17 protein-coding genes are annotated in these 21,833 nt (G+C 49.0%); 2 read left to right on the forward strand and 15 right to left on the reverse strand.

Annotation, left to right across the window (positions count from 1 at the left end; all coding sequences use genetic code 11):
• Window positions 1-350: 350 nt before the first annotated feature.
• Window positions 351-3,224 (reverse strand): hypothetical protein, encoded by a 2,874-nt coding sequence (locus C3V36_04440; protein ID AVM68559.1) that lies wholly within the window; start codon window positions 3,222-3,224, stop codon window positions 351-353.
• 719 nt (window positions 3,225-3,943) lie between these two features.
• Entirely contained in the window at window positions 3,944-4,282 is a 339-nt protein-coding gene (locus tag C3V36_04445; GenBank protein ID AVM68560.1) for a hypothetical protein, read from the reverse strand.
• On the opposite strand from C3V36_04445, the gene C3V36_04450 reads away from it, so the two are divergent.
• Window positions 4,220-6,031: a hypothetical protein gene (locus tag C3V36_04450; protein AVM68561.1), complete on the forward strand. Its 1,812-nt coding sequence runs from the start codon at window positions 4,220-4,222 to the stop codon at window positions 6,029-6,031. The two genes, C3V36_04445 and C3V36_04450, sit on opposite strands and share 63 nt — an antisense overlap.
• A 263-nt stretch (window positions 6,032-6,294) precedes the next feature.
• On the opposite strand, the gene C3V36_04455 is transcribed toward C3V36_04450, so the two are convergent.
• From C3V36_04455 to C3V36_04480, 6 genes are read right to left on the reverse strand one after another with little or no spacing between them, the layout of a single operon-like run.
• Window positions 6,295-7,305 carry a glucosamine--fructose-6-phosphate aminotransferase gene (locus tag C3V36_04455; protein ID AVM68562.1) on the reverse strand — a complete coding sequence of 337 codons (1,011 nt, stop codon included), beginning with the start codon at window positions 7,303-7,305 and terminating at the stop codon, window positions 6,295-6,297.
• A gap of 8 nt (window positions 7,306-7,313) precedes the next feature.
• The gene (locus C3V36_04460; GenBank protein ID AVM68563.1) at window positions 7,314-8,147 is read right to left on the reverse strand and encodes a PTS mannose transporter subunit IID; all 834 of its coding nucleotides are present in this window, start codon (window positions 8,145-8,147) and stop codon (window positions 7,314-7,316) included.
• Window positions 8,137-8,907 (reverse strand): PTS sugar transporter, encoded by a 771-nt coding sequence (locus C3V36_04465; protein ID AVM68564.1) that lies wholly within the window; start codon window positions 8,905-8,907, stop codon window positions 8,137-8,139. Before C3V36_04465 ends, C3V36_04460 begins: the two co-directional genes overlap by 11 nt.
• Window positions 8,904-9,398: a PTS mannose/fructose/sorbose transporter subunit IIB gene (locus C3V36_04470; protein ID AVM70438.1), complete on the reverse strand. Its 495-nt coding sequence runs from the start codon at window positions 9,396-9,398 to the stop codon at window positions 8,904-8,906. Before C3V36_04470 ends, C3V36_04465 begins: the two co-directional genes overlap by 4 nt.
• A gap of 56 nt (window positions 9,399-9,454) precedes the next feature.
• Entirely contained in the window at window positions 9,455-10,300 is an 846-nt protein-coding gene (locus C3V36_04475) for an endonuclease (protein ID AVM68565.1), read from the reverse strand.
• A complete protein-coding gene (locus C3V36_04480; GenBank protein ID AVM68566.1) occupies window positions 10,260-10,505 on the reverse strand; it encodes a hypothetical protein in 246 nt (81 codons plus the stop codon). The genes C3V36_04475 and C3V36_04480 overlap by 41 nt, the downstream gene beginning before the upstream one ends.
• Window positions 10,506-10,581: 76 nt before the next feature.
• Between C3V36_04480 and C3V36_04485 the strand changes: the two genes are divergently transcribed.
• Window positions 10,582-11,769 (forward strand): pyridoxal phosphate-dependent aminotransferase, encoded by a 1,188-nt coding sequence (locus C3V36_04485; protein ID AVM68567.1) that lies wholly within the window; start codon window positions 10,582-10,584, stop codon window positions 11,767-11,769.
• A 129-nt stretch (window positions 11,770-11,898) separates the two neighbouring features.
• Here the strand turns inward: C3V36_04485 and C3V36_04490 are convergent, their stop codons facing one another.
• The 7 genes from C3V36_04490 to C3V36_04520 form a co-directional block, all read right to left on the reverse strand.
• Window positions 11,899-12,615 (reverse strand): pentose-5-phosphate 3-epimerase, encoded by a 717-nt coding sequence (locus C3V36_04490; protein ID AVM68568.1) that lies wholly within the window; start codon window positions 12,613-12,615, stop codon window positions 11,899-11,901.
• A 38-nt stretch (window positions 12,616-12,653) separates the two neighbouring features.
• Window positions 12,654-13,790 carry an amidohydrolase gene (locus C3V36_04495; protein AVM70439.1) on the reverse strand — a complete coding sequence of 379 codons (1,137 nt, stop codon included), beginning with the start codon at window positions 13,788-13,790 and terminating at the stop codon, window positions 12,654-12,656.
• A 56-nt stretch (window positions 13,791-13,846) separates the two neighbouring features.
• Entirely contained in the window at window positions 13,847-15,529 is a 1,683-nt protein-coding gene (locus C3V36_04500; GenBank protein ID AVM68569.1) for a hypothetical protein, read from the reverse strand.
• The gene (locus C3V36_04505) at window positions 15,526-16,830 is read right to left on the reverse strand and encodes an alcohol dehydrogenase (GenBank protein ID AVM68570.1); all 1,305 of its coding nucleotides are present in this window, start codon (window positions 16,828-16,830) and stop codon (window positions 15,526-15,528) included. The genes C3V36_04500 and C3V36_04505 overlap by 4 nt, the downstream gene beginning before the upstream one ends.
• Window positions 16,831-16,879: 49 nt before the next feature.
• A complete protein-coding gene (locus tag C3V36_04510; protein AVM68571.1) occupies window positions 16,880-18,073 on the reverse strand; it encodes an amidohydrolase family protein in 1,194 nt (397 codons plus the stop codon).
• Window positions 18,070-19,899, reverse strand: coding sequence for a hypothetical protein (locus C3V36_04515; GenBank protein AVM68572.1), 1,830 nt, complete (start codon window positions 19,897-19,899; stop codon window positions 18,070-18,072). The genes C3V36_04510 and C3V36_04515 overlap by 4 nt, the downstream gene beginning before the upstream one ends.
• A 207-nt stretch (window positions 19,900-20,106) precedes the next feature.
• Window positions 20,107-21,831: a hypothetical protein gene (locus C3V36_04520; protein AVM68573.1), complete on the reverse strand. Its 1,725-nt coding sequence runs from the start codon at window positions 21,829-21,831 to the stop codon at window positions 20,107-20,109.
• Window positions 21,832-21,833: the final 2 nt, after the last annotated feature.

The following is a 21,833-nucleotide window of genomic DNA, read 5'->3' on the forward strand; positions in this document are numbered from 1 at the left end:
CCTGCACTCACGCTTTTATTGCGCAATATTATACCATAAATCGAGCGTGAGCGCGAGAAAATCCTGCGGATTTTCTTGGCGCTTTTTCCTTCAGAAATAGATTTTCTTGAAAGCTTACCACATAAATTCAGAAAAGGGAGTGTTGCCAGACGATTGCTAAATCGTCTGGCAACACTCCCTTTTGCTTTTTCATTTTTTAAGGAGTTGCTGCAAGATATAGATTTTACAAAAGATTTAGGGAAAATCCTTGCGATTTATCGCAATATTTTGTGTAAAAATCTTAAAATGCAGCAGCCCCTTTAAATTGTGCCTTCCGCCTCCTGAAAATACTCCGCCGCAGAGAAATTAAGTTACTCCACTAACGGATATAAGTTTTTAATATCATAGTACAAGGTGCCGTCCTGCACATAAAAACAGATATCATAAAATCGCCGGTTCAGATCAATCTCCCGGTCGTTTTTGACCCGATACCATAAGCCGTTGGTTTTGATATAACGCAGCCCGTCCTTTAGCGTTACCCCGGTCTGGTAACCGGATGCCGCCACATAATAAAGGTTTTTCCCGGAACTTTGAGCGTAGCGGGAAAGCAGCTCATGCATGGCCTGCGCTTCCCTCTTATGCTTGGTTTCCTCCAAAGGATGAACATCGGAAATAATCAAAATATTATCCACTACCGTGTTCGACAACTCCGCTGACAGCTTGGCAAATTGTTCGGGATCGGCATCTTTAAAGCTCCCGTTTTTGGCTGCCAGATGAATCACTTTGGTCTGAGCCAGGTTATAGGCGGCATAGGCATTTTGCCAAACTTTATCGGCCGCCCGCAGAGTGCCGGCCGGCAAATCGGTTTGTCCCGCGTAAATCCCGGCTGCCGCCTCCCCGATCCGGGCAATGGCCTTTTGCAGCACAATCGAATCCAATATCCGGTTACGCCCGCCGGTTGCACCAAAGACCGCAATATCCGCCGCCCGGTCAAAACTCTTGCGCAGCGAATCCTGGGGCAGCTCCTGATACACTTCCGCCCGATAATTTACTTTTTCAACATAATTAAACTCATCCAGATACAACTGCCCGGATTGCTCCTGCATCTCCTCCTTGTTTTCCAGAGTAAAGCCCAAAATCTGCACCGGATAGCTGATATTTTCCGGCAACCGAACGCTGACCGGCTGCCAGCCCGGCCGCAGTGAACCATCTGCAAGCGTTACCGCCGCTGTCTCTCCCCGGCTGCCTCTAATATCCAGCGTCAGTTTTAAAAGCTGACCGCTGCCGCAGACCTGCATTGAGATATTTTCCGGCTCGGCCGCCAGTTCCGGCGGAGTCAAATAGCGCATTTCCAGGCTTTGCTTCGGCGCTTCGTTCTCCTCCGTTTCCCCCTGATAGGGGAAGGAATATGCAAAGGATAAAGAACTTGAGTCCTGATAGCCAAAGTTCTGTTCCCATCGAACCGCCCCCTGCGCCTTGCCGCTTACGCGGTACTCAATTCCCTGATCCAGCATGCCCGGCAAGGACTTCATCGTCTTACCGGTAACAATATACGCACTGGTACTGCGGTGGCCAACCGTAATTGTTACCCGGCTTTGGCCGCCCTTTTGCGACGGAATAAAAACACCGTCAGCAAAATAACCAATCGTTTCATCCTCTAACTGATATTTAGCTCTGGCCGCTGCGATCTCGCCGCAAAAACCTGCCGCATCCGTCCCCGTCAGCCGAAAACTGCCCTGACCACCCTGCTCGACCTCAAGCACGGTCGGCACAGCCTGTAAGTCAACCGGATTATCCGTGACCTCAATGCTGACCTTACCACTGACATTGCCAAAATAGGCGGTGATTTCCGCTTTCCCGGCCGTACCGGCTGAAAATAATCCCGCCTGTACACCTCCGTCCGCACCGGTTACCTGCCAAACGACCTGATCGGAGGAAACTGCCACCGGCATACCATTCGCATCCACCGCCCGCAGTTCAAGCCTGACCGGCGTACCGGCGAAAGTTTTGTTCCGCTCGGCCGTAACGATTAACTCCGCTGCCTGCCCGGCTGTTCGAGTAGAAACCACAGCCAAAGCATTTATCAATTTGCGCTGATAGTTATCTGGCGGCAGGTTTTCCACATTGACCTGTAAATCGCCCAGGTTGCGAGCTACCAGAGCGGACGAGCCGCCCCCGTCCATCGACACGGCATCGGTAATGCCCAACTCTTTTAAATATTCCGATAATTCATAATGCGTTGCCCCAATGCTGCCGCCTCGGCCATCAACCACCACCATATAGAGGATGTTCCGTTCCGCGTCCACGCCCAGCGCCGTCCGCGGATGCCTTTTATTGGGCTGCACCAGTTCACCCACATTGGAAAACTGCCCATTCTGCAGAACATAGCCGCCGCCCGGAATCGCCAACTTCAGCCAATCAAGGGCAATCCCTGAATCCGTCTTGATTTGAATCCGGCGGCCAACCGGCAGCTTTTCCAGATAAGCCGCCATTTGCGCCGAAAAGACCAGCGCATATTCACCTTCTTTAAACTCAGTCAGCGTATAGGGCGGCACGATTTCCTGCACCGTTTCGTTCCTGACTTTGACCTTATAATATGCACCGCCGGCATCTAATACCTTGGAATCGGCATAAACCTTATTGTTAAAGAGGGAGGCACCGTCCTCTCCGGGAAAATTATTGGCAAACCTCAGCATAATCCCCAAGTCCTCGCCGGTATCAGCCGCCGCTACGCTTAGTTTCTGGGAATGGCTGACAAAGAGTTTCCCGCTGATATCTTCAAATAACCCCGGCCGCAGCAAATTGTCATTATGCACCAGTCCCCGGTCAAACTCAAACCCCTGCCCATCCGAATAAGTACCGCTGGTACTAAAATAAGAAGCGTTCACCGCGCCGAGCACCGACCGCGGATTTTGATCCGCCATATTTTTTAAGGTTTCCTTTTGCTTCCAAGTCCCTGACCGCAGAGTTTGCAGTTCAAGCCCCGGTACCTGCGGCAAGACCTTGAGCACATGGATATCGACCCAGCCCTCCGCTTTCAGTTTGCTGATTTTGATATGTTCCACGCCATCGGCGATTTTTTCCACTTCTTTTTTTTGATAAAAAGTTCCGCTGCCGCTGTTATACTGGCCGTAAGTGATAGTTTCGCCGGTGATTACCCCGCTATAAGCCAAACTTTCCGCCGGCCAGAGCATCGCTGCACACAGCCCGCCGGTTACAATTACTTTTTTCCACGAAAAATACATATTTCTTCCTTTCCGGTTTTCTGTCTATATTTCTTTTTATCATAGACTAAGCCCCGCAAAAAATCAATCTTTTTTCGTGAGAATCCGATTACGATTCGATTAAATTTGTATTGCACCGAATAAAAGTTGACACCTCGGCAGGAGAGCCGGTCAAAAACTCTCGCGGCTCTGAGGACAGTTTTTCAACTGCCTGATGACCCGCCGACCTGCTTCCCTTTCAAAAATATAGGCCAAAATAGTCCTTTTTCTCTATAACTTTTCTTTGCTTTACAGCCGATAGAATTATATAGTTCTAGGGATAAGTTTTAAAAGCAAAATAAAAGCATAGAGCGTTTTGGTATTTGCTGTCCACAGAAAACCTACGGCTCTTAACTTGTCAGTTTATACATCCGTGCAAAAAGATGAGATGTTTCGACTGGGGCAAATTGAGTCAATGATTCGGAGGAGAATAAAAATGAGGAAAAAAATGATTTGTTTAGGGTTGGCACTTTTGCTGCTCCTAAGTCAGAGTCACCCGCAGCCGGCCGAAAGTTCAACTAATAACTGTTCCCCACAATTTAGACATCATTCGCGATGGCGAAATTGTCTTTTATAAGCCAGGGCGAATCGAAGTACCCAAAGCAGCGGACGGAAAATATTATCTTGATGGCCACGAGCTGACCAAAGACGGCAAATCCTTAAAAGACAGCGGCGGCAATGTCAAGGCCGAAGCACTCCGCTTAGGCAGCGGCGAACAAATTGAACTGACATATACTTGGCATATTTCGGCTGCTGATTTTGTCGGCATTCAAGCAAATGATTATTTTCGTTTCAAAGTTCCCGGTGACGGTATTTTTGAGCCATCCAGTTTTAACTTTAATACCCCGGTCGATATTACCGACCCCGAAACCGGAATTGTTATCGGCACCTTTACCGTCAATCAACTCGGTGAACTGACGGCTGTCCTGAACAGTAATATAGCCGGAACGTCCGCCATCCGCAACGGTCGTTTTCAGTTGCGGTACGGGGTAAAAAATGGAAAAGGCGGCTTTCTTATTCCTGACAGCAGGCCGGGACATGAAACCGATGAAGCTGTCATCGAAGAAGACGCGTCCGGCAGCAATCCCCAGCAGGAGGGGCAAGGCGTATGGACCCCACCCGACAACAAATCAGTTTATAAAAAAGGTACACTTGTCCGAGCAGAGCATCCGGACTTCAGTGAAAAAGTACCGCGGCTGCAGTGGCACATCAGAATGAACTATCTCAATGAAAAAATGCGGCTGGAAGGAACTGCCGGCTTTGAAAGGCACAACGTTCTTTTAGAGGACGAACTGCAGGACCCGGAAATGGAGATTGACACCCGACTGGGCGTTGTTTTTGTCGGCCGGGTTCGGTTAATGACTCCTGATAATAAGGCTTCTTGGCATGTAATGTTTTATCCGTCTTATCGGGAACTTTCCTTTTTTCCGCACATTCCGGGAGAAAGCTATGACAGTTTTAAAACTCGGCTAACCCAGACTCCGATATCCTCAAGGCCAAGAGTCGGCATTTATCCAGGCGACGGAACAACCGGCTCAAAGCTGCTGATTTATTTCGGCGACTTAGACAACAATTCGCCCTTTACCTATGATCAGTTCCCGTCAAATTTAAAAGCTGATATTATTACTAAATTAAACGAGCTTGAAGCTGCTGGACAAATTACCGCCGTGCAGCGTACCAACACCCTCAACGCTTATAAAGTAAATGATCTCAAAATGGCTCCGGTTTGGGATTATACGATTCAGTTTTACACCAAGCAAAACACAAATAAGGCTTATCCCAACAAAGCTTCGTTATACTGGAACGAAAATGGCAGCACCCCTGATACCAGTGAAACTCTGTTGGAATACCGGGATGCCTCCGGCAGCGCTCAATTAGATATCAGCCTTCAGATTTCTAAGCACTGGCGGCTGGGCGAGGGCAACTTGCCCACAGGCCAGACCGTTACGGTCAATATCTACGACAGCCGCGACACCGACTTTGCCTATCCGGTCAGACAAAACATACGCCTTGTTGGCAGCCGTACTATCGATGATTTGCCAAAATATGACAGAAGCGGGCGTTTCCCCGCCGGGGTACCGGTTCAATATGTCGTAGTTGAGAAAACAGCGGCCGGGGAAGATGCTGCTAAGTATATGCCAAAATATCAGTACGATTACTCCAATCCGGACGAGCAAAAGGCCACGATTACCAATTACGGCACCAAGGAATTCTTTGTCCGCAAGTTTTGGGAAAATACCGGCCAAACCGTTCCGGTCTGGGTTGTTTTAAAAGCCGACGGCGTTCTTGTTTCGGACGGCCGCAAACAGCTGACTGCACCGGATTGGCGGGTCAGCTTCGGTCGCCACAAACTTTATGACGATCATAACCGAAAAATTAACTATACCATTGAGGAGGAAGTTCCGGCTGGGTACCAGCCAGTTCCTAAAATCGAGGAAACACTGGAGGGCTTTAGCGTTACCAATACGCCTCTACCACCGACAACTCCTTACGAGCCGCCAACACCCGAGACACCGCCCGAGCCGGCAAAGCCACCGGTCACACCGCCGACCCCACCAGAGCCATCCACACCACCGGAGCCATATATCCCACCGGAACCGGTGACACCACCAGCGCCACCGACACCGCCGACCCCACCGATTCCAGAGGTGCCGTTTGACGACGAACTGCCACGGGACGTCCCCGAAGTGGAACTGCCCAAGACAGACGGCGTTCCGGCAATGGTATTTTTCGGTGCAGGTCTGGGCTTAGTCGGGATAGGGATTTTCCTGAAAAAGAGAAAGAAGTAGAAAAAAATTAAAAGATTCGCCAAAGATTGCCCGCCGGAAGTGCTGCGCACTTCCGGCGGGCAATCGTCTAAAACATAGTCTTTTTTGGCTCTATCCCGCTCAGTGAGCGGGTGCCCTGTCGAAACGCTTCGCGTTTCTGTGCGGGTACACAACCTACATGGACTCCACTTTCGGCCGACGGCATCGCAATTTGCCTATCGTTCCCGCCCGTCGCCGAAAGGCATAGCCTTTCTGGAAACAACGAGCCTAAGAAAGTTGAGTTATTAATATTCAAATTGTCGGTAATATCTTCTAAAGTCAAGGTCATGCTTGGTATATTTTTCAAAGTGAAATGCCAGCCGGTCAACCAGACAAGTTGAAACCATGAGCGGCGCAATCAGCCAGCGAAACTTAGAATCAACACCGTCCAAAGCATACTCGGCCGTATCAATAACAACTAACTTATCGCTGTACTTACTGACAAAGCGCTCGACCCGTTCATCTAAAACCCGGCACTTTCCTTCCGATTTAACGAGAAATACGCTGGTATCCTTCTCAATCAGTTCTAAAGTTCCATGGAAAAACTCGGCCGAAGTAACGCTTTTGGTCTTTATCCACTGCATTTCTTCCAAAATACACATGGAAAACAAGTACACCTCCGACCACATTTCCGCCGAACCAATCCAGTATTGAATCGGCGCATTATAATGTTCTTTGGCGATTTCCTCCGCTTTCGGCTCAAACTGCGCCTTAATCTTCAGCAAATTTTCCGGCAAAGCACTCAAGCTGTCAGCAAAACTTTCATAATCATCAAACTGGCCCTTATTATAGAGGATTCTGAAAAATACCCAATACAAAACGATATACTCATACTCCACTCCGTTTTCATGCTGCATCGGAACTACATACTTGCAGTGATTGGCTAACGGTGAACTAAGATTCTTGGTGCAGCAGATAACTCTAATGTTTTCTGCGTTCAGCTTTTTGGCAATTTCAACTGTTTCTTTGGTATCGCCCGATTTCGACAAGGTTATCACCAAAGAATCTTGATTCAGACACTTATGCCCTCTGGCCAATAACTCCGCCGCCTGCTCGCAGTATATCGGCAATGTAGTCAGCTGTTTTGACGATTCATAAATACTCATCATCGGCGAAAACGAGCCGCCCACTGCTGTGAAAAAAATATTGGAAAACCCATCCCTGCAGACCTCATCTGCGACCTCTTCTGCTTTTTTTCTGGCACTCCTAATTAGGTCAGCGCTGGTTCTATATTCCTTTTCATTAAATTTAAGCATATTCTCTCCTATCCGAAAAATCCTGCGTAAACGCCTGCAATACCAATAACAATCGTTCCTAAAATAATAACAATCGGATTGATTTTTTTATTTAACAGCCAATAATACAGCCATGTAACGCCAAGACCGACCATGCCGGGCAGAATAGAATCCAGCACCGATTGAAACGAGGTCGCTGTATCGCCGCTGCCAATGTTAAACGCAATGCCCGTCCAAACCATATCCTTTGACATACAGCCAATTACCATAATTCCCAAAATGCCGGCCGCATACATCAGCTTATCCATCATATTGTTATTTCCCATTTTGCTCAGATAACTAAAGCCCAGCTTATAGCCAATCTGCGCGCCATATATTCTCAGGGCAAAGGCCGGAATATTATAAATCAGGAAGTATAATACCGGGCCCAAAATATTGCCTTGCAGGGCTAACGATATGCCTACGCCCAGAGCAATGATTCGGATGCAGCCCAGGAAGATAGAATCTCCTATCCCGCTTAAAGGCCCCATCAGAGCAGTTTTGGTGCTGGATATGGCCTGACTGTCAATCTCTCCTTTGGCATGCTTTTCCTCCATACTGGCCACAATCCCACCTACAAACGGCGCAAATTGCGGCGTTATATTAAAGAACTCACAGTTTCTTTTCAGCGCCTGCGCATAGCCTTCTTTGTCATTGGCATATATTTTTTTCAGAATTTGGTTCATCATCAGACCAAAGGCCAGGTGCATCTGCCCCAAATAGTTCCATGAAAACTCCATCCCCAAACTGCCCTGATTTAACGCCATTTTATTCAAATCTTTTTTGGTTATTAAAGAATTATTAGAATTATTATTAGAAGTCATCCTCGTCACCTCCTACGGCTGTATTGTTATTCATACTTAATTTGCCCTCATTAAAACCAAACTTGCCAATAACCAATATCGTTCCCAATACCGCCACCGCCAGAGTGGAAGCATTAAAGAATGCCGCTAAGGCAAAGCCCAGAAAATAATAAGGCAATACTCGCTTATTCAGAATCATTTTCATCAGCATCGCCAGACCCAATGCCGGAAGGAGCCCGGCGGCAGCGCCCATGCCGTCAATGATCTGCTGCGGAAGTATATCGAGCAGCTTGCTCACCTGCTCAACACCAATCCAATACGCAAAGAAGATGAGGAAAAATCTTCTGCCTACATTTAAAAGTCCCAATACCCAATGAACTACCACTATTTTTTTATCGTCTCCCTCTGTTGCCGCCTGATCGGCTATCCTTAAAATCAGTGGTGAAACGACGTCCAGCAGATTTCCCACTGCCGAAGAAACCAGCGCAATCGGCATAGCCAAAGTTACCGCTACTTCTGCCCCTGAGCCAGTGGTGATGGCAAATGCCGTTGCCAGAACTCCGCCCACAATTACATCCGGCGGAATATAAGCCCCGATACTGACTGCGCCTAAGAAAAATAGTTCTAAGGTCGCGCCAATAATCAATCCCTGCTGCACATCCCCCAGCACGGCTCCGGTAATGGTTCCCAGTACAATTGGCCGGAAGATATAAAGAGTTCCCATTTGATAGTCCATTACCCCCAAAGCGCCTATCAGTCCTATCAGCAAAGCCTGTATCATAACTTTTCCCCTTTCTTGTCTTTTATTTGCGCATCAAATATTTGCTTCGGCTCGTTTGCCAGTTGTCTGGCTTCAACCTCCAGCCCCATTGCTATCAGTTCGTTAAGCATTGCCATCTGGTCATCGCTGACAAATATCTGTTTACTGATTTGAGTATACTCCGGTTTGTTCAAAGTACCGCCCAAATTAATACTTTTGATTTGCCCGCAGTTCTTTGTAAAAGTATAGGCATCGTCTATCGTCTGGACAACTATCAGCAAATTATATTTGTCCGTTGCTCCGCCGTTTATCGCTTCTATTGCATCCTGCATATTCTTAATCACCAGCTTTACTCCCGACGGTTTCCCTAACTTCAACGTGGTTTTCCAGATGTCGTCATTGACTACCTGATCGCTTGCCACCAAAATACAGTCTGCCTTAACACTGTTCGTCCATGAAAAGGCAACCTGTCCGTGCAACAGGCGATGGTCAACCCTTAAAAGCTTTATCAACTCAATCACCCCTTTCTAAAAATCCTTCTCCGCTGCGTCTTCCTTTCATTTATCACTCAACAAATGATGAAATCCCGGCTTTTTTCCAATTCCTCCTTTCCCTTGAGAAAAGCCTTATAATTTTTCTCATCTGCAATCCACGGTTTTTCATAGTAAATACCTGCCACGCTCTCACAAGATAAATAGCCTTGATACCCATGCTGCTGTAATGCCTGCAGGTCAGCGACAATATCCCGGTCGCCGTCGGGATACGCCAAATGTCCGGTCGGCTTTCCGTCCACAAAATGGATATGTTCAATTAAACTGCCGCAGTTTTCAAAATAATCATCAATCGTTTCGCCCATTTTCGCCATTGCTCCAAAATCAATACATACCTTTAAATTATGCTCGCCGACCCGGTCAATATATTTTTTCAAATCTTTACTGCTGTTTACTAATATGGATTCCTCCGGCTGCAATGCCTCCATTACTAAACTGATTCCTTTTTCGGCTGCATACCTTGCAATCCTCCGAATCATTTTGACGGATCGTTCATAGGCCTGCTCAAAGTTTTCATTCCGATATGCCCAGCCGGAAGTAACCGTAACTTTTTTGCTTTTGCATTTTTCGGCAATATCAATGATTCTTTGATAATAATTAAAAATATCGTCCTGCCGGGAAGCAGACGCAATATTATTGGGTTTGGGGTTAGTCTGCTCCGGGCAGACAGCAATAATATCAATCCCATATTTCCTGGACAAAAGCTGTAATTTTTCCGGATCTTCATTCGTTCTGTAATCAACGTAAAAATGCATTGGTCCCGTCCATAGTTCCATTTTTTGAAAGCCTGTTTCGCTCAGCTTTTTAAAACAAAACTCCAAATCATAATACCGATAATGACAGTTCATTCCACTTAAATACATACAAACCTCTCCGTCCTGTCAGCAGAAAATGCCGCCGAGCCGTCAGCTTTCCTTTTTCGCCGTTTCCTGAAAAACTCCCGCCCGCTTCAAAATAAGTTTCTCCCCGCAAATATCCCCTCGCCAAATTCCAACAAATATGGTATACTGCTTGCAAAACCGGTACTGCTTCCCGGTGCCGTAAATCGCTTTGGTAAATTGATTCCAACCGAAACCCCGACCAAAAGTCCGCTTTTCTCGGACATTTTTCTGCTTAACTCACCCGATTTTGAAAGGAGTTCCTTATGATTGCTGCTTTTTATGAAGAAATGCTGTCTAAAAAATCTGTTATCCGCACCTTATCCGAGTTTTCCGCCGAACGTGGCCGGGAAATCGGCTATGAGAATGTTTTTGACTACACCTTGGGCAACCCTTCCGTTCCCACGCCGGCCGCGTTTACTGATATCCTGATTCGGCTGCTGCAAACGGAAAACCCGGTAAAGCTCCACGGTTACAGCCCGACTTTGGGTATTCCCGCAGTCAAAGAAGCCATTGCTGCTTCCCTGCACCGCCGGTTCGGGATTCCCTATCAGGCAGCCGATATTTTCCCGACGTCCGGAGCCGCCGGAGCGGTTGCTCACGCCCTCCGTTGCGTTACCGTGCCGGGTGATGAAGTGATTACCTTTGCTCCTCATTTCCCTGAGTATACCGCCTATGTCAATTTGACCGGCGCGGTTCTAAAGGTCGTACCAGCCGATACCGAGCATTTTCAAATCCATTTTGCCGAACTGGAAAAAATCATCAGCCCCAAAACCATGGCGGTCCTGATTAACACGCCCAATAACCCATCCGGCGCGGTTTACAATAAAGATACCCTGCAACAACTGGCCGATTTGCTGCAGGCCAAAGAAAAAGAATACGGCCATGAAATTTATTTGATTTCCGACGAGCCCTACCGGGAAATCGTTTTTGCCGGAGTAGACGCTCCCAATCCGTCAACCTTTTATGACCGGAGCATTATGTGCTATTCCTTCTCCAAATCACTGTCGGTGCCGGGCGAGCGCATCGGCTATGTCGCCTTCCATCCGGCCATCGGCAAATCCGCGGTTTTGACCGCGATGTGCGGCCAAATCTCGCGCGGCATCGGCCACAACTGTCCGTCCTCGCTGATGCAGCTGGCCATTGCCGAAGCCTTGGAGCTGACCTCTGATTTTTCGGTTTATGAAACCAACGCCGGCTTGCTGTACGATACTCTGACCGAACTGGGCTTTACCGTCCAGCGGCCGGACGGTACCTTTTATATTTTCCCCAAGGCCTTGGAACCGGATGCCAATGCATTTGCCGAAAAAGCGCTGAAATATGACTTAGTAGTCGTTCCCAGCGACAGCTTCGGCCTGCCCGGCTATTTCCGCATGGCCTATTGTATTCCGACCGAAAAAGTTATCCGCTCACTCGACGCCCTGCGCCGGTTTGTAAAAGCGGAATATTGCTGATATCTCATTCATTTTTAGCACACATTAAACTGGCTAATGTATCCGGCTTAATTCGTCACGCAGGGCGTGACCCTTGGGCTTACTCTGTCTTGTCAAAGCAGTCTGCGCTTCGACAAGACAGAGTTTTATTTATTCCAACCCATACTTGGCCGCCGCCTGATCAATCGCCTGCCGGCATTTGCTGACACCGGCTTTGATTCCGTCCGGGTCTTTGAAAATCGCCGATGACAAGACGATAACATCGGGATTAGCGGCAATCAGCTTGTCCATGTTGTCCCAGCGCAGACCGCCGTCAATCGCCAATTCACAGCGCGGATTTTTTTCATCAATCAGCTTTCTGGCTCGGTGCAGCATGTCAATGACCGATTTTCTCCAGCCCCAGTTGTCCTGACCGTCGGTTTCATCTACGCCATGCGTAACGATATGCAGCCGGTCGATATCGTTAATCGACTCGTCTACAAAGCAAAGCGGCGTATAGCAGCCGACGGTCAGGCCAATTTTCATGCCAAACTCTCGGCAATAGTTAATCAAATATGCCAGCGGCGCACCGATAAAATGTTCCGCCGGTACAATCAGCATATTGCAGCCGGCCGCCGCCAACTTTTCTACAAACAGGCGGTCACATTCAATCGTGTAAATATGGCACTCAATATGCATATCCGTCACTTCCCTGAGACCGGCAATAATCTGCGGGCCGCCCATCAGCTGCATATTCTTTAAATCATACATATCCGCCGCATCGGAATGAATATAATCAACTCCGCCTTCAATCGCTTCCAAAGCCCGGTCAGCAATTCGGGCATAGCTGACATGAGCCAGCCCCGCTGCAATTTTAATATGTTTCATCTTCATACCTCCTGTTCAAAGTTTAAGAAAAGCCCCTATTATCTTTGATAGACAACCCTGCCGTCAATAATAGTACAGATACATTTGGCATCCAAATATTTAACCGGATTCTTATCAAATATTGCCACATCGGCATCTTTGCCTGCTTCCAGCGAACCCAGCCGGCCGTCCAGTCCAATCGCTTGAGCCGCCTGAATAGTAATCGCTTTTAAAGCCCCTTCTTCACTCATGCCCTTGCGGCAGCAAATTCCGGCGCAAACCACCAGATTTTCCTCATGCATCCCCGGCAAATCGGTCATCAGCGCCACCTTCACTCCGGCTCGCTCTAAGATGCCTGCCGCGGACTCATCCTGATGAATGACCTCATTTTTATGGGGAAAACCGGTAAACGGCCCCAAAATCACAATTCGGTTTTTCCGCGCCAGTTCATCCGCTATCAAATGCCCTTCCGTGCAATGCTCAATCGTCATATTCAGACCAAATTCCTCGGCAATCCGAAGCGCCGTCATAATGTCGTCGGCTCGGTGGGCATGTGCCTTGACCAAAAGTTCCCCTTTCACCACCGGCAGCAAAGCCTCCAGCTTCATGTCAAAGGGCGGCAGCTTATCGGGATTGCCCTGCGCTCTTTCCTTTTTGCCGCTGTATTCCGCCGCCTTATACAGTGCCTCTCGAATCAGCGCCGCCACACCCATTCGGGTCGCCGGCGTCCGGTTTTTGCCATAGATGTTTTTGGGATTTTCACCAAAAGCCATCTTCATAGCCAGCGGCTCTTTAATGACCATTTCTTCCATCACCCGGCCCTTGGTTTTCATCGCCAAAAACTGACCGCCAATCGGATTGCCGCTGCCGGGCCCGGTTGCTACACAAGTTACACCGGCCTGATACGCCCGGACGAATTCCGGATCCAAAGGATAAATCCCATCCAAGCCCCTCATTTCCGGCGTAATCGGGTCATTCGTTTCATTGCCGTCTACCCCGGCATCGCCGATACCGGATTCAAATATACCGATATGGCTGTGCGCATCAACGATTCCCGGCATCACAAACCCGCCCGCCGCATCAATCAATTGACAGTCCTGAACCGGTAAATTAATATCCTCTGCTATGCCGGCATATTTTATTTTTCCGTCACTCAATAGGACTGCGCCGCCATCTAAGATTCCGGCCGGCCCCATCGTGGCAATCGTGCCGTTTTTAATGTAAATCGCCTGATTCAATCCAATCCGCCTCCTTAAACCTTAAGCCGATTCATCTCAGCCAGCGCTTTCTGCGCCAGTTCCTCTATCACACCGGCAGCAAACGGCGATTTCAGCCCGGCCTTTTGCAGCGTATCGGCAAAGCCCCACTTGCCGCTGAAGCGCAAAATATCCATATAGCATTGCCAGCCCGCCTCCCGGTTGTCCGCGCTTAAAAAATGCACCTGCAGTGCGCAGGCTTGCGCCAATACATAATCAATATAATAAAACGGCCATTTATAAATATGCGTCTGCTTCTGCCAAAAACGACCCTCGCTATAAAAAATCTGATTTTCAAAGCAGCGAGCCGGCATATATTCTCTTTCCAGCTTCTGCCAAAGCTGCCGGCGCTCCGGCGGTGTCATTTCAGGCCGATCGTAAACGGTTTCCTGAAATTCATCCACGGCACAGCCATAAGGGATAAAGGCCAGTGCCGCTTTTAAATGCTGATATTGATATTTGCCTATTTGCTCCTCCGGCATGACTGCACTTAAATACGGCCAAACCAGAAATTCCATGCTCATTGAGTGAATTTCCGCCAAATCCGAACCGCAGCCTTCGGTAAAGCGAAACGCCTCGCTTCGCTTTAAATAAGAATGAAAGCCATGTCCCGTTTCGTGAGCAAAGGTTTTTAACGCTCCGAAGGTGGCATTATAGGTTTCAAAGATAAACGGCATATTGTAACGCCCCACCAGATTCGAGTATGCGCCGTTAATCTTGCCCGGCCGGAGCGACAGGTCATAGTACTCGCCCCTTGTCAGTTCATCATAATAAACTGCCGTTTCCTTCGACATATCACCGTATATCCGGTGAAAAGCCTCTACTACCTGATCGGTAATCGTAAACTGATCCCCCGGAAAATTAAAATCCTCATCGTACTGAAACAGCGTTTCCACTCCCAGACGAGCCTTTTGCGCCGCAAAAATCTCCGTCATGACCGGCACTAACTTTTCCTTAACGGCTCGGCGAAAGGCCTGCACTTCCTCTTTGCCATAGCTGGTTCGTCCCATCTGGCAATAGCCGAATTGCGTATAGCTGTCCATGCCCAGCTTTTTCGCAATCTTAGCCCTGATTTTAACCAGTCCATCATAAACCGCATCCAATTCCGGCCCGATGCCGGCCCAGCTTTCCTCGGCAATCTTATTGTACTTGCTTCTTTCTGTCCGGTTTTCACTGACTAATTTCTGCCCGAGGCCGGACAGCGGCACCCGGCCCTGGTCGGTATCGGCCATCAGCGTAGCCGTCATCTCCGAATAGCGGGCTGACAGGCGATTTTCCTCACGCAAATCCGCGGCAATATCCGGCGAAAAGCAGCGTTCTTTCAGCTCCGCCCGCAAAAACACCTCCTGACCGGTGTACTCCGCCAGCCTTTGCCGGTAGGGGCTTTTAACCAGCGCTTGATGCAGCCGGTTCTCCAGCGCGTCATATTCCGGCCGAATCGCATCGCAATAAGCCGCTTCTGCCTTATAAAACGAATCAGTTACATCCATCGTATTGCGAATTTCACAAATCGTAGCCATTGTCTGATATTTGACCATCAGCGTGTCCAAATCCAGCAAGGCATCATACGCTTCTTCAAAGCGCTCCGCCGTCTCAAAACGCGCCAGTTCTTCTTCAAAATGCCGGCGATAGGCCGCCATATCCAATCTTAAAAAAGGGATATCCCGAAACTTAATCATGCCTGCTCCTTTCCATAAGCGGCATCCATCATCCCCAGCAGGATTTCTTTGGGCGCAAAGGGCAGCACATTAAAGACAAAGTTGGTTTTCATTTCCGCCAACTGCTCCCTAGTTACACCCAAATCCGCTAATGTATTATAAATACCAATGGATTTTAAAAATTCCTCCATCTGCCCCGGCAAATGAGCCGCCGCTTCCTCCGCCGAAACCTGAGCCAAGGCCGGGTCAAACAGGCGGGCAATATCCGCACATTTTTCCGGCAGATTGGTAATCCGGAAACGTAAATAAGCCGGGTAGACACAGGCCAGACACTGGCCATGCGCAATTCGGGGAACCACCCCGCCAATCACTTCGCTCAGGGGATGAGGAATATCAGCGGATGCATTGCTGAGCGATATTCCGGCAAAGACCGCCGCTCTGGACATAGCCTCCCGACATTCCATATTGTCCGGCTCCTGCATCAGCTTCGGCAGTGCCCGAATAACCGTTTTCATCGCCTCTATTCCCAGCATCCGGGTGTAGGGGGAAGCCAATTCCCGCATATAGCTTTCAAAAGCATGGGTAAAGGCATCAAAACCGGTAACTGCCGTCAGATACGGCGGCAGCGTCCGGCACAGCTCCGGATCAACAATGGCTGCTTGGGGAAATGCCGCCTGATGATATACGCACTCCTTATCCTGATGTTCCTGATCGGATAAAATCATGGCCTGCGTTACTTCGCTCCCAGTTCCGGCCGTTGTCGGCACGGCAACAATCGGCAGCGCTTTGCTGCCGGGCAGCTCATAAACGGCAAACGGACTGGAATACTTGCCAAAGGCCTCTTTCCAATCGACCGTCTCCGCTTCCCAAAACAAAGCAATCGCCTTGGCCGTATCCATTGAACTGCCGCCGCCGACCGCCACTACCACTTCTAACTTTTCCCGCCTGACGATTTCGCTGGCTTTGGCAATCCCTTTGATATCAGGATTCGGCACGACCTCATCAAAATGAACATAGCGGACACCGGCCGCATCCAAGATTTTTTTCACTCTCTCATACAGCGGGCGCAGTGCCGCCTCTTCCTTGGAAGTCGTTACCAGCAAACAGCTCTGACCGTATGCGGCTGTAATCTGACCTAATTTTTCCAGCTTTCCTGCTCCAAAATCCAATCTGGTCGGTTGATAAAACGAAAATTCTGCCACTTTCTTCTCCTTCTTCTGCTTACCGCTCCGGCCACAGCCTTTCGATTTGATATCCCGGCAAACTTGTCTGCAAGCAATATCAAGTCTGACAAGATATTGATCAACGCCCGCACTTATCATTTCCTTTCGGCAAATGACAAGTAACTTGCCTGAACTGTAAGCTTTTGCCTTAATTTAAGTTTATTTTCTTTCCGTTCATATATAAAGCGCTTACTGCATCGACATACTCTATGTTTTCCAAAGGATTGCCTTTCAGACAGACAAAGCTGGCGGCTTTGCCCGCTTCCAGCGACCCCAGTTCACTAAGTCCCAATAGTTCAGCACCGCCTCTGGTGGCCGCATCTACGGCCGCCTTGGGAGTAAGCCCGGCCATGACCATCAGCACCATCTCATGAGCAGCGGTTTCATGCGGATTGAAAGGACAGCCGGCATCACTTCCCATGGCGATTTTGACTCCCTTTTGCCAGCATTTTTTCAGCATATCCCGATGCCGCTGCAAAATCTCCTGGCTTTTTTTATGATCCGGATTATCCGGCTCCTGCTTGATTCCTTCCTGTACCGCATAATAAGGCGCACATAAGGTCGGCACTAAAAAAGTGCCCTGTGCCGCCATTTGTTCCATCACATCCTCGGTCATAAACACGCCATGCTCAATCGAATCGACACCGGCCTCCACGCAGCGGCGAATTGCCGTATTGCCGTGTGCATGGGCGGCTACCTTTCGTCCCCGGTTATGAGCGGTCTCAATCGCAGTCTTAATTTCCTCGACTGTCAGTTCGCAGGGCGCCGGTTCCGGTCCCGGAGAATTAACGCCGCCGGAAGCCATCAGTTTAATCACGTCAGCCCCATCCTTTATCGCCTGCCGAACCGCTCTCCGAATCGAATCCGCCCCATCCGTTTCATAGCAAATCTCATAACCATGTCCGCCTCTGGCACAAATGGCATAACCGCAGGCCAGTACCTTCGGCCCTTTCATCAGCCCCCGGTTAATCGCATCCCGAATCCCCAGCACATATCCCCGGTACGAACCCAAATCCCGACAAGCCACCACTCCCGCCTTTAAAAGCCGGCCGACATTGGCCGCACCCTCGCATACGACATTGGCAATTTCTCGGTTCTTATTGGTATACTCTCCGCCGCCGCGGCTCGGTTCTCCTAAAAAATGAAGATGGCAGTCAATAAAGCCGGGCACAACATAAGCCTCACCCAAATCCACAGTCTGATCGGCCGGCTCAATATTTATGTCGGTTTGACCCTTAATCCAAAGGATTTTTCCATCCTCGGTCATCATAGCAAAGTCCTCAATGGTTTCTCCTGCCAGATTAGCCGTATACAGCCATTTTCCTAAATATAATGTTTTCATTGCCCCTGTTCCTCCTTCTGCACCACACAAAGCCCCTCATTGAGTGCATCCGTTCCGGCCAGCACAAATCTGCCGTGGCCAATAATTTCCAGCTTGCTTCCGTCCGCCCGCACACCTCTTAAATACTCGACCTGATGATACGGCAAAGTAATATCAATATGCTTGCCAAAATATACATTTTTTTGCTTTCTTTCTCCGGTTACTTCATTTTCCCGGCAGACCATTTCCTTGTGATCATACATATTATAAATTGCCGCGTCTTCCGACCGGGCAAAGCAGGGATCGCCAATGGCCATATGCGGCCCCATTTTTTCATAAATCAAAATCGGCAGGCGCGAACCAATCCCATATTTTTGGGCAATGGCATAGGCGCTGGTATTGGTGCCGATGGCAAATTCGCCCATCGTCAGCTTGTCCCACGGATAGAGCAGATTTTTCCGAACATATTCCGCTCCTTCCCGGCAGTCAGCCCGAATCACCCAGCCATCCTGAAAGGTCAGCCGCAGGTCATGATAAAAAACGCCCTTTAGGCAGATTTCCTCAACATGCCAAAGCCCGGTCGTACCCGCCAGCCGAGGCGTAGTAAAAACCTCGCCATAGGGAATATTCAAGTCGCCCCCGCAGTTTAAAAACTTGGTCTGCACATCCGGCTGCGAAAGCGGCCACAAGCTGACTGTGATATTCGTTTCATTTCCCTGATAGCCTTTTACTTCCGCATATTCACAGGTATCCAGCGCGTCAATCAATGTCTGCTGCACCAATTCATAGGGCGCTGAGACCGTTTCATTCAAAGCAAAAAAGTCTTGAAAAATTTCTTCAAACCGCTCTCCCACCAGCCGATTGGGGAACGCAATCTTACAGAAGGAAATCTCCGCCGGCCGAATCCATTCCGCCTCTAACTCCGCTTTCCGGCTCTCTAATTGTGCGGACAAAGCCTGCATCTCTTGAGTCAAATGCAAAGCATCCGGGCAGGGTGTCAAAATAACCGGCTCAATCCCAAACTGTTCAATCCCGACCATGCCGCAGGTATCTTTTAATTCCGCTTCATAGCCGCGCATTGCTTTTTCATACGCGCTTTGCTCCGCTGCCAGCAGCTCCTGATCCAGTCCATAATAGCGGTCAAACCGATGGTCAACCTGATATTGGCTGGGTGTATCCAGCGTATGGGGCGCGGTAATCACCGGCTGTAAGCCCCGCTCCCGAAACGCCCTGACTACCTCCCGAGCCAATGCCTCCTGCCCCAGCTGATAGAAAAACCGTACCCGGCTGCGGCCTCTTCTATCCCGACTTTGACTGATAAAGCCATGCAAAAGAGCATCGGCAATGATATTGCCCATTGATTTTAGTTTTTCTGGCGGGAGCGAAAACCAAAACCGCATCATCTCCCGCTCCAGAGCAGTCACCGGCAGGCCGTATTCCTCCATCCAGCTATCAGTATCGGCGTTTGCTTTCCAGAGCACTGCTTCGTAGGGATTTTCTGCTCCGGTCCGGGTCATTTCCTTAGCCCAATCCAGCGCTCGCGCCTCGGCGGTGCGCAGCAAATAACGCTTCCACAGTCCTGCCAGCGCCGCCTTTAAACCGGCCGGACTTTCCTCCCGCTTGTCCTTAAATATGGCAGCTGCTTCTTCAGCCAGCCACTCCTTGGCAGCCGCCAGCGCCTTTTTACCCAAACATTCATCCTCATAACCACCGGCAATTTCAGCCTGCACAGCCGCATACCATCCCCCCAGCCCCGGATAGGATTTTTCCGCCTGACCGGGATTTAGCATGGAAGTTTCATAAGCCGGTGATAGCCGCTGATCGGCCAGTTCTTTTTTTTCGTTCATATCGCCTTTCCGTCCTTCCCTGTTTTTTCCGGCACACAGCAAACGGGAGCAGTCACCTGCTCCCGCTATCTTGATTACAATTCAGACCTTAACTTTCTCTAAGGGTTAAGGCAGGGTTATTTTGCATTTCGATGAATTCCGAATGGCTTGCCTGAACTGTATCGCATTTCCCGCCACAGAGCCGGTAAATCTTATCAAATCTTTCACCTATTTGGTAATAGCCACATGTTTGAAGTCAAACTGATAACCATAGGTAAAAATGGCCAGACCCTGTACATTGGCCTTCACCGCAAAATGATTGGTCGCATAGACCTGAGGGATATAAATGAAATTATCCAAAACCATCTTTTCAATATCCATCCAAGTCTGGATTCTTTCGTCACCGGTCTGCGTATGCGCTTTTTCTACCAGTGCCTTAAACTCGGCATTATCCCATTTGTTTTCATCATAAATGAACTGCATAAAGCCCTGCGGATCCCGGTAATCCGAATCCTGACCGCCGCCGATGACACAGTCAAAGGTACCCTCTATCAGCATCGGCAGGATAACGTTAAAGTCCAGTACGCTAACCGGCATTTCCAACCCCAGATTGCTTTTCCACATCCCCTGAATGGCCTGAGCCTGAACTTTTCCTCTTTCCAGACATTGAATAGCAAAGCCCTTTTCCATATCTTCTTTTGTCTTGCCGATTTCGGATAGTCCCTTGGCAAACAATTCTTTGGCTCTGTCGATTTCCGCCTGATCGGAAGCATCCTTAACAACCGGGCCTGCCTGCTCGCGGAAATCTCCCCCCTTTAGCCCCTTAATCCCGTAAGGCACCAGACCATAGGCAGCCAGCGCGCCGTTATGCATGACCTGCTCGGCAAATGCCTTGCGGTTAAAGGTGATGGACAGTGCTTCCCGAATATTTTTATTCGCCAAAAACTCGTTATGATTCGGATTAAACTCAATAAAAGTATTTCTCAGCTGCGGGTTATCGACAATCCGCTCATCGGCGTACTGCGGCAGGAGCTCATCCGAAACTCTTAAAATGCTGAGCTCATCGTTTTTATACATACCCTGAACGGTATTGCTGTCAGACGTAATCGTAATCTCAATTTTTTCCAGAGTTACATTGGCCGCATCCCAATAATTTTCATTTTTTTCCAAAGTGATGGCATTCTTATGAACCCATTCCGTCATCTTAAAGGGGCCGGATGCTACTATCTTATCAACATCGGTACCATAGGTATCGCCAAGGCTTTCCGCTGCTGCCTTCTGCACCGGCGCAAAACTGGCCGCCGTTAAAAGGTCAATAAAATAATCGCAAGGCTCGCCGGTCGTAATCTCCAAGGTTTTGTCATCCTTGGCCTGTACACCTAACTGCGCAGCATCGGCCTGACCTTCATAAAACTTTTCGGCATTGTTGATGATAAAGTATTTATAAGCAATAGCCGATTTCATTTCCGGATTCAGGACCCGATGAAAGCTGGCAATGACATCATCCATTGTAATCGGCGTGCCGTCCGCCCACTTAGCGCCTTCGCGCAGGGTCAGGGTATGGACGGTATAGGCATCATTATGCTGATAATCGGTCATCAACGCCGGCTCCCAGCCTTTTTCATCATTGGTTTTGCGCAGCATCGGCTCATGCACAGCCGCTACCAGCACGCCGGCTTCACCGGAGTTATTGACCCACGGGTCTAATGTGGCTGGTTCATTATTGATGGCCATCCGAAATACCTGTTCCGCCGCCAGTTCGCTGCCGGCAGGCTCCGGCGTCTTAGTGCCTTCTTCCGTTCCCTTATTGTCCTCTTTTTCCTTGGTTGTTTCGGTCGGCTTTTTTTCCTCAGGAGTCTTCGTTTCTTCCTTCGTTCCGCCACAGGCTGCCAAACTGAAAATCATCACCAACGCCAGTAAAAAACTTCCCACCTTTGCTCTTCGTTTTTTCATTT

This window comes from Lachnospiraceae bacterium oral taxon 500 (genome assembly GCA_002999035.1).
GTDB lineage: Bacteria > Bacillota > Clostridia > Lachnospirales > Vallitaleaceae > W11650.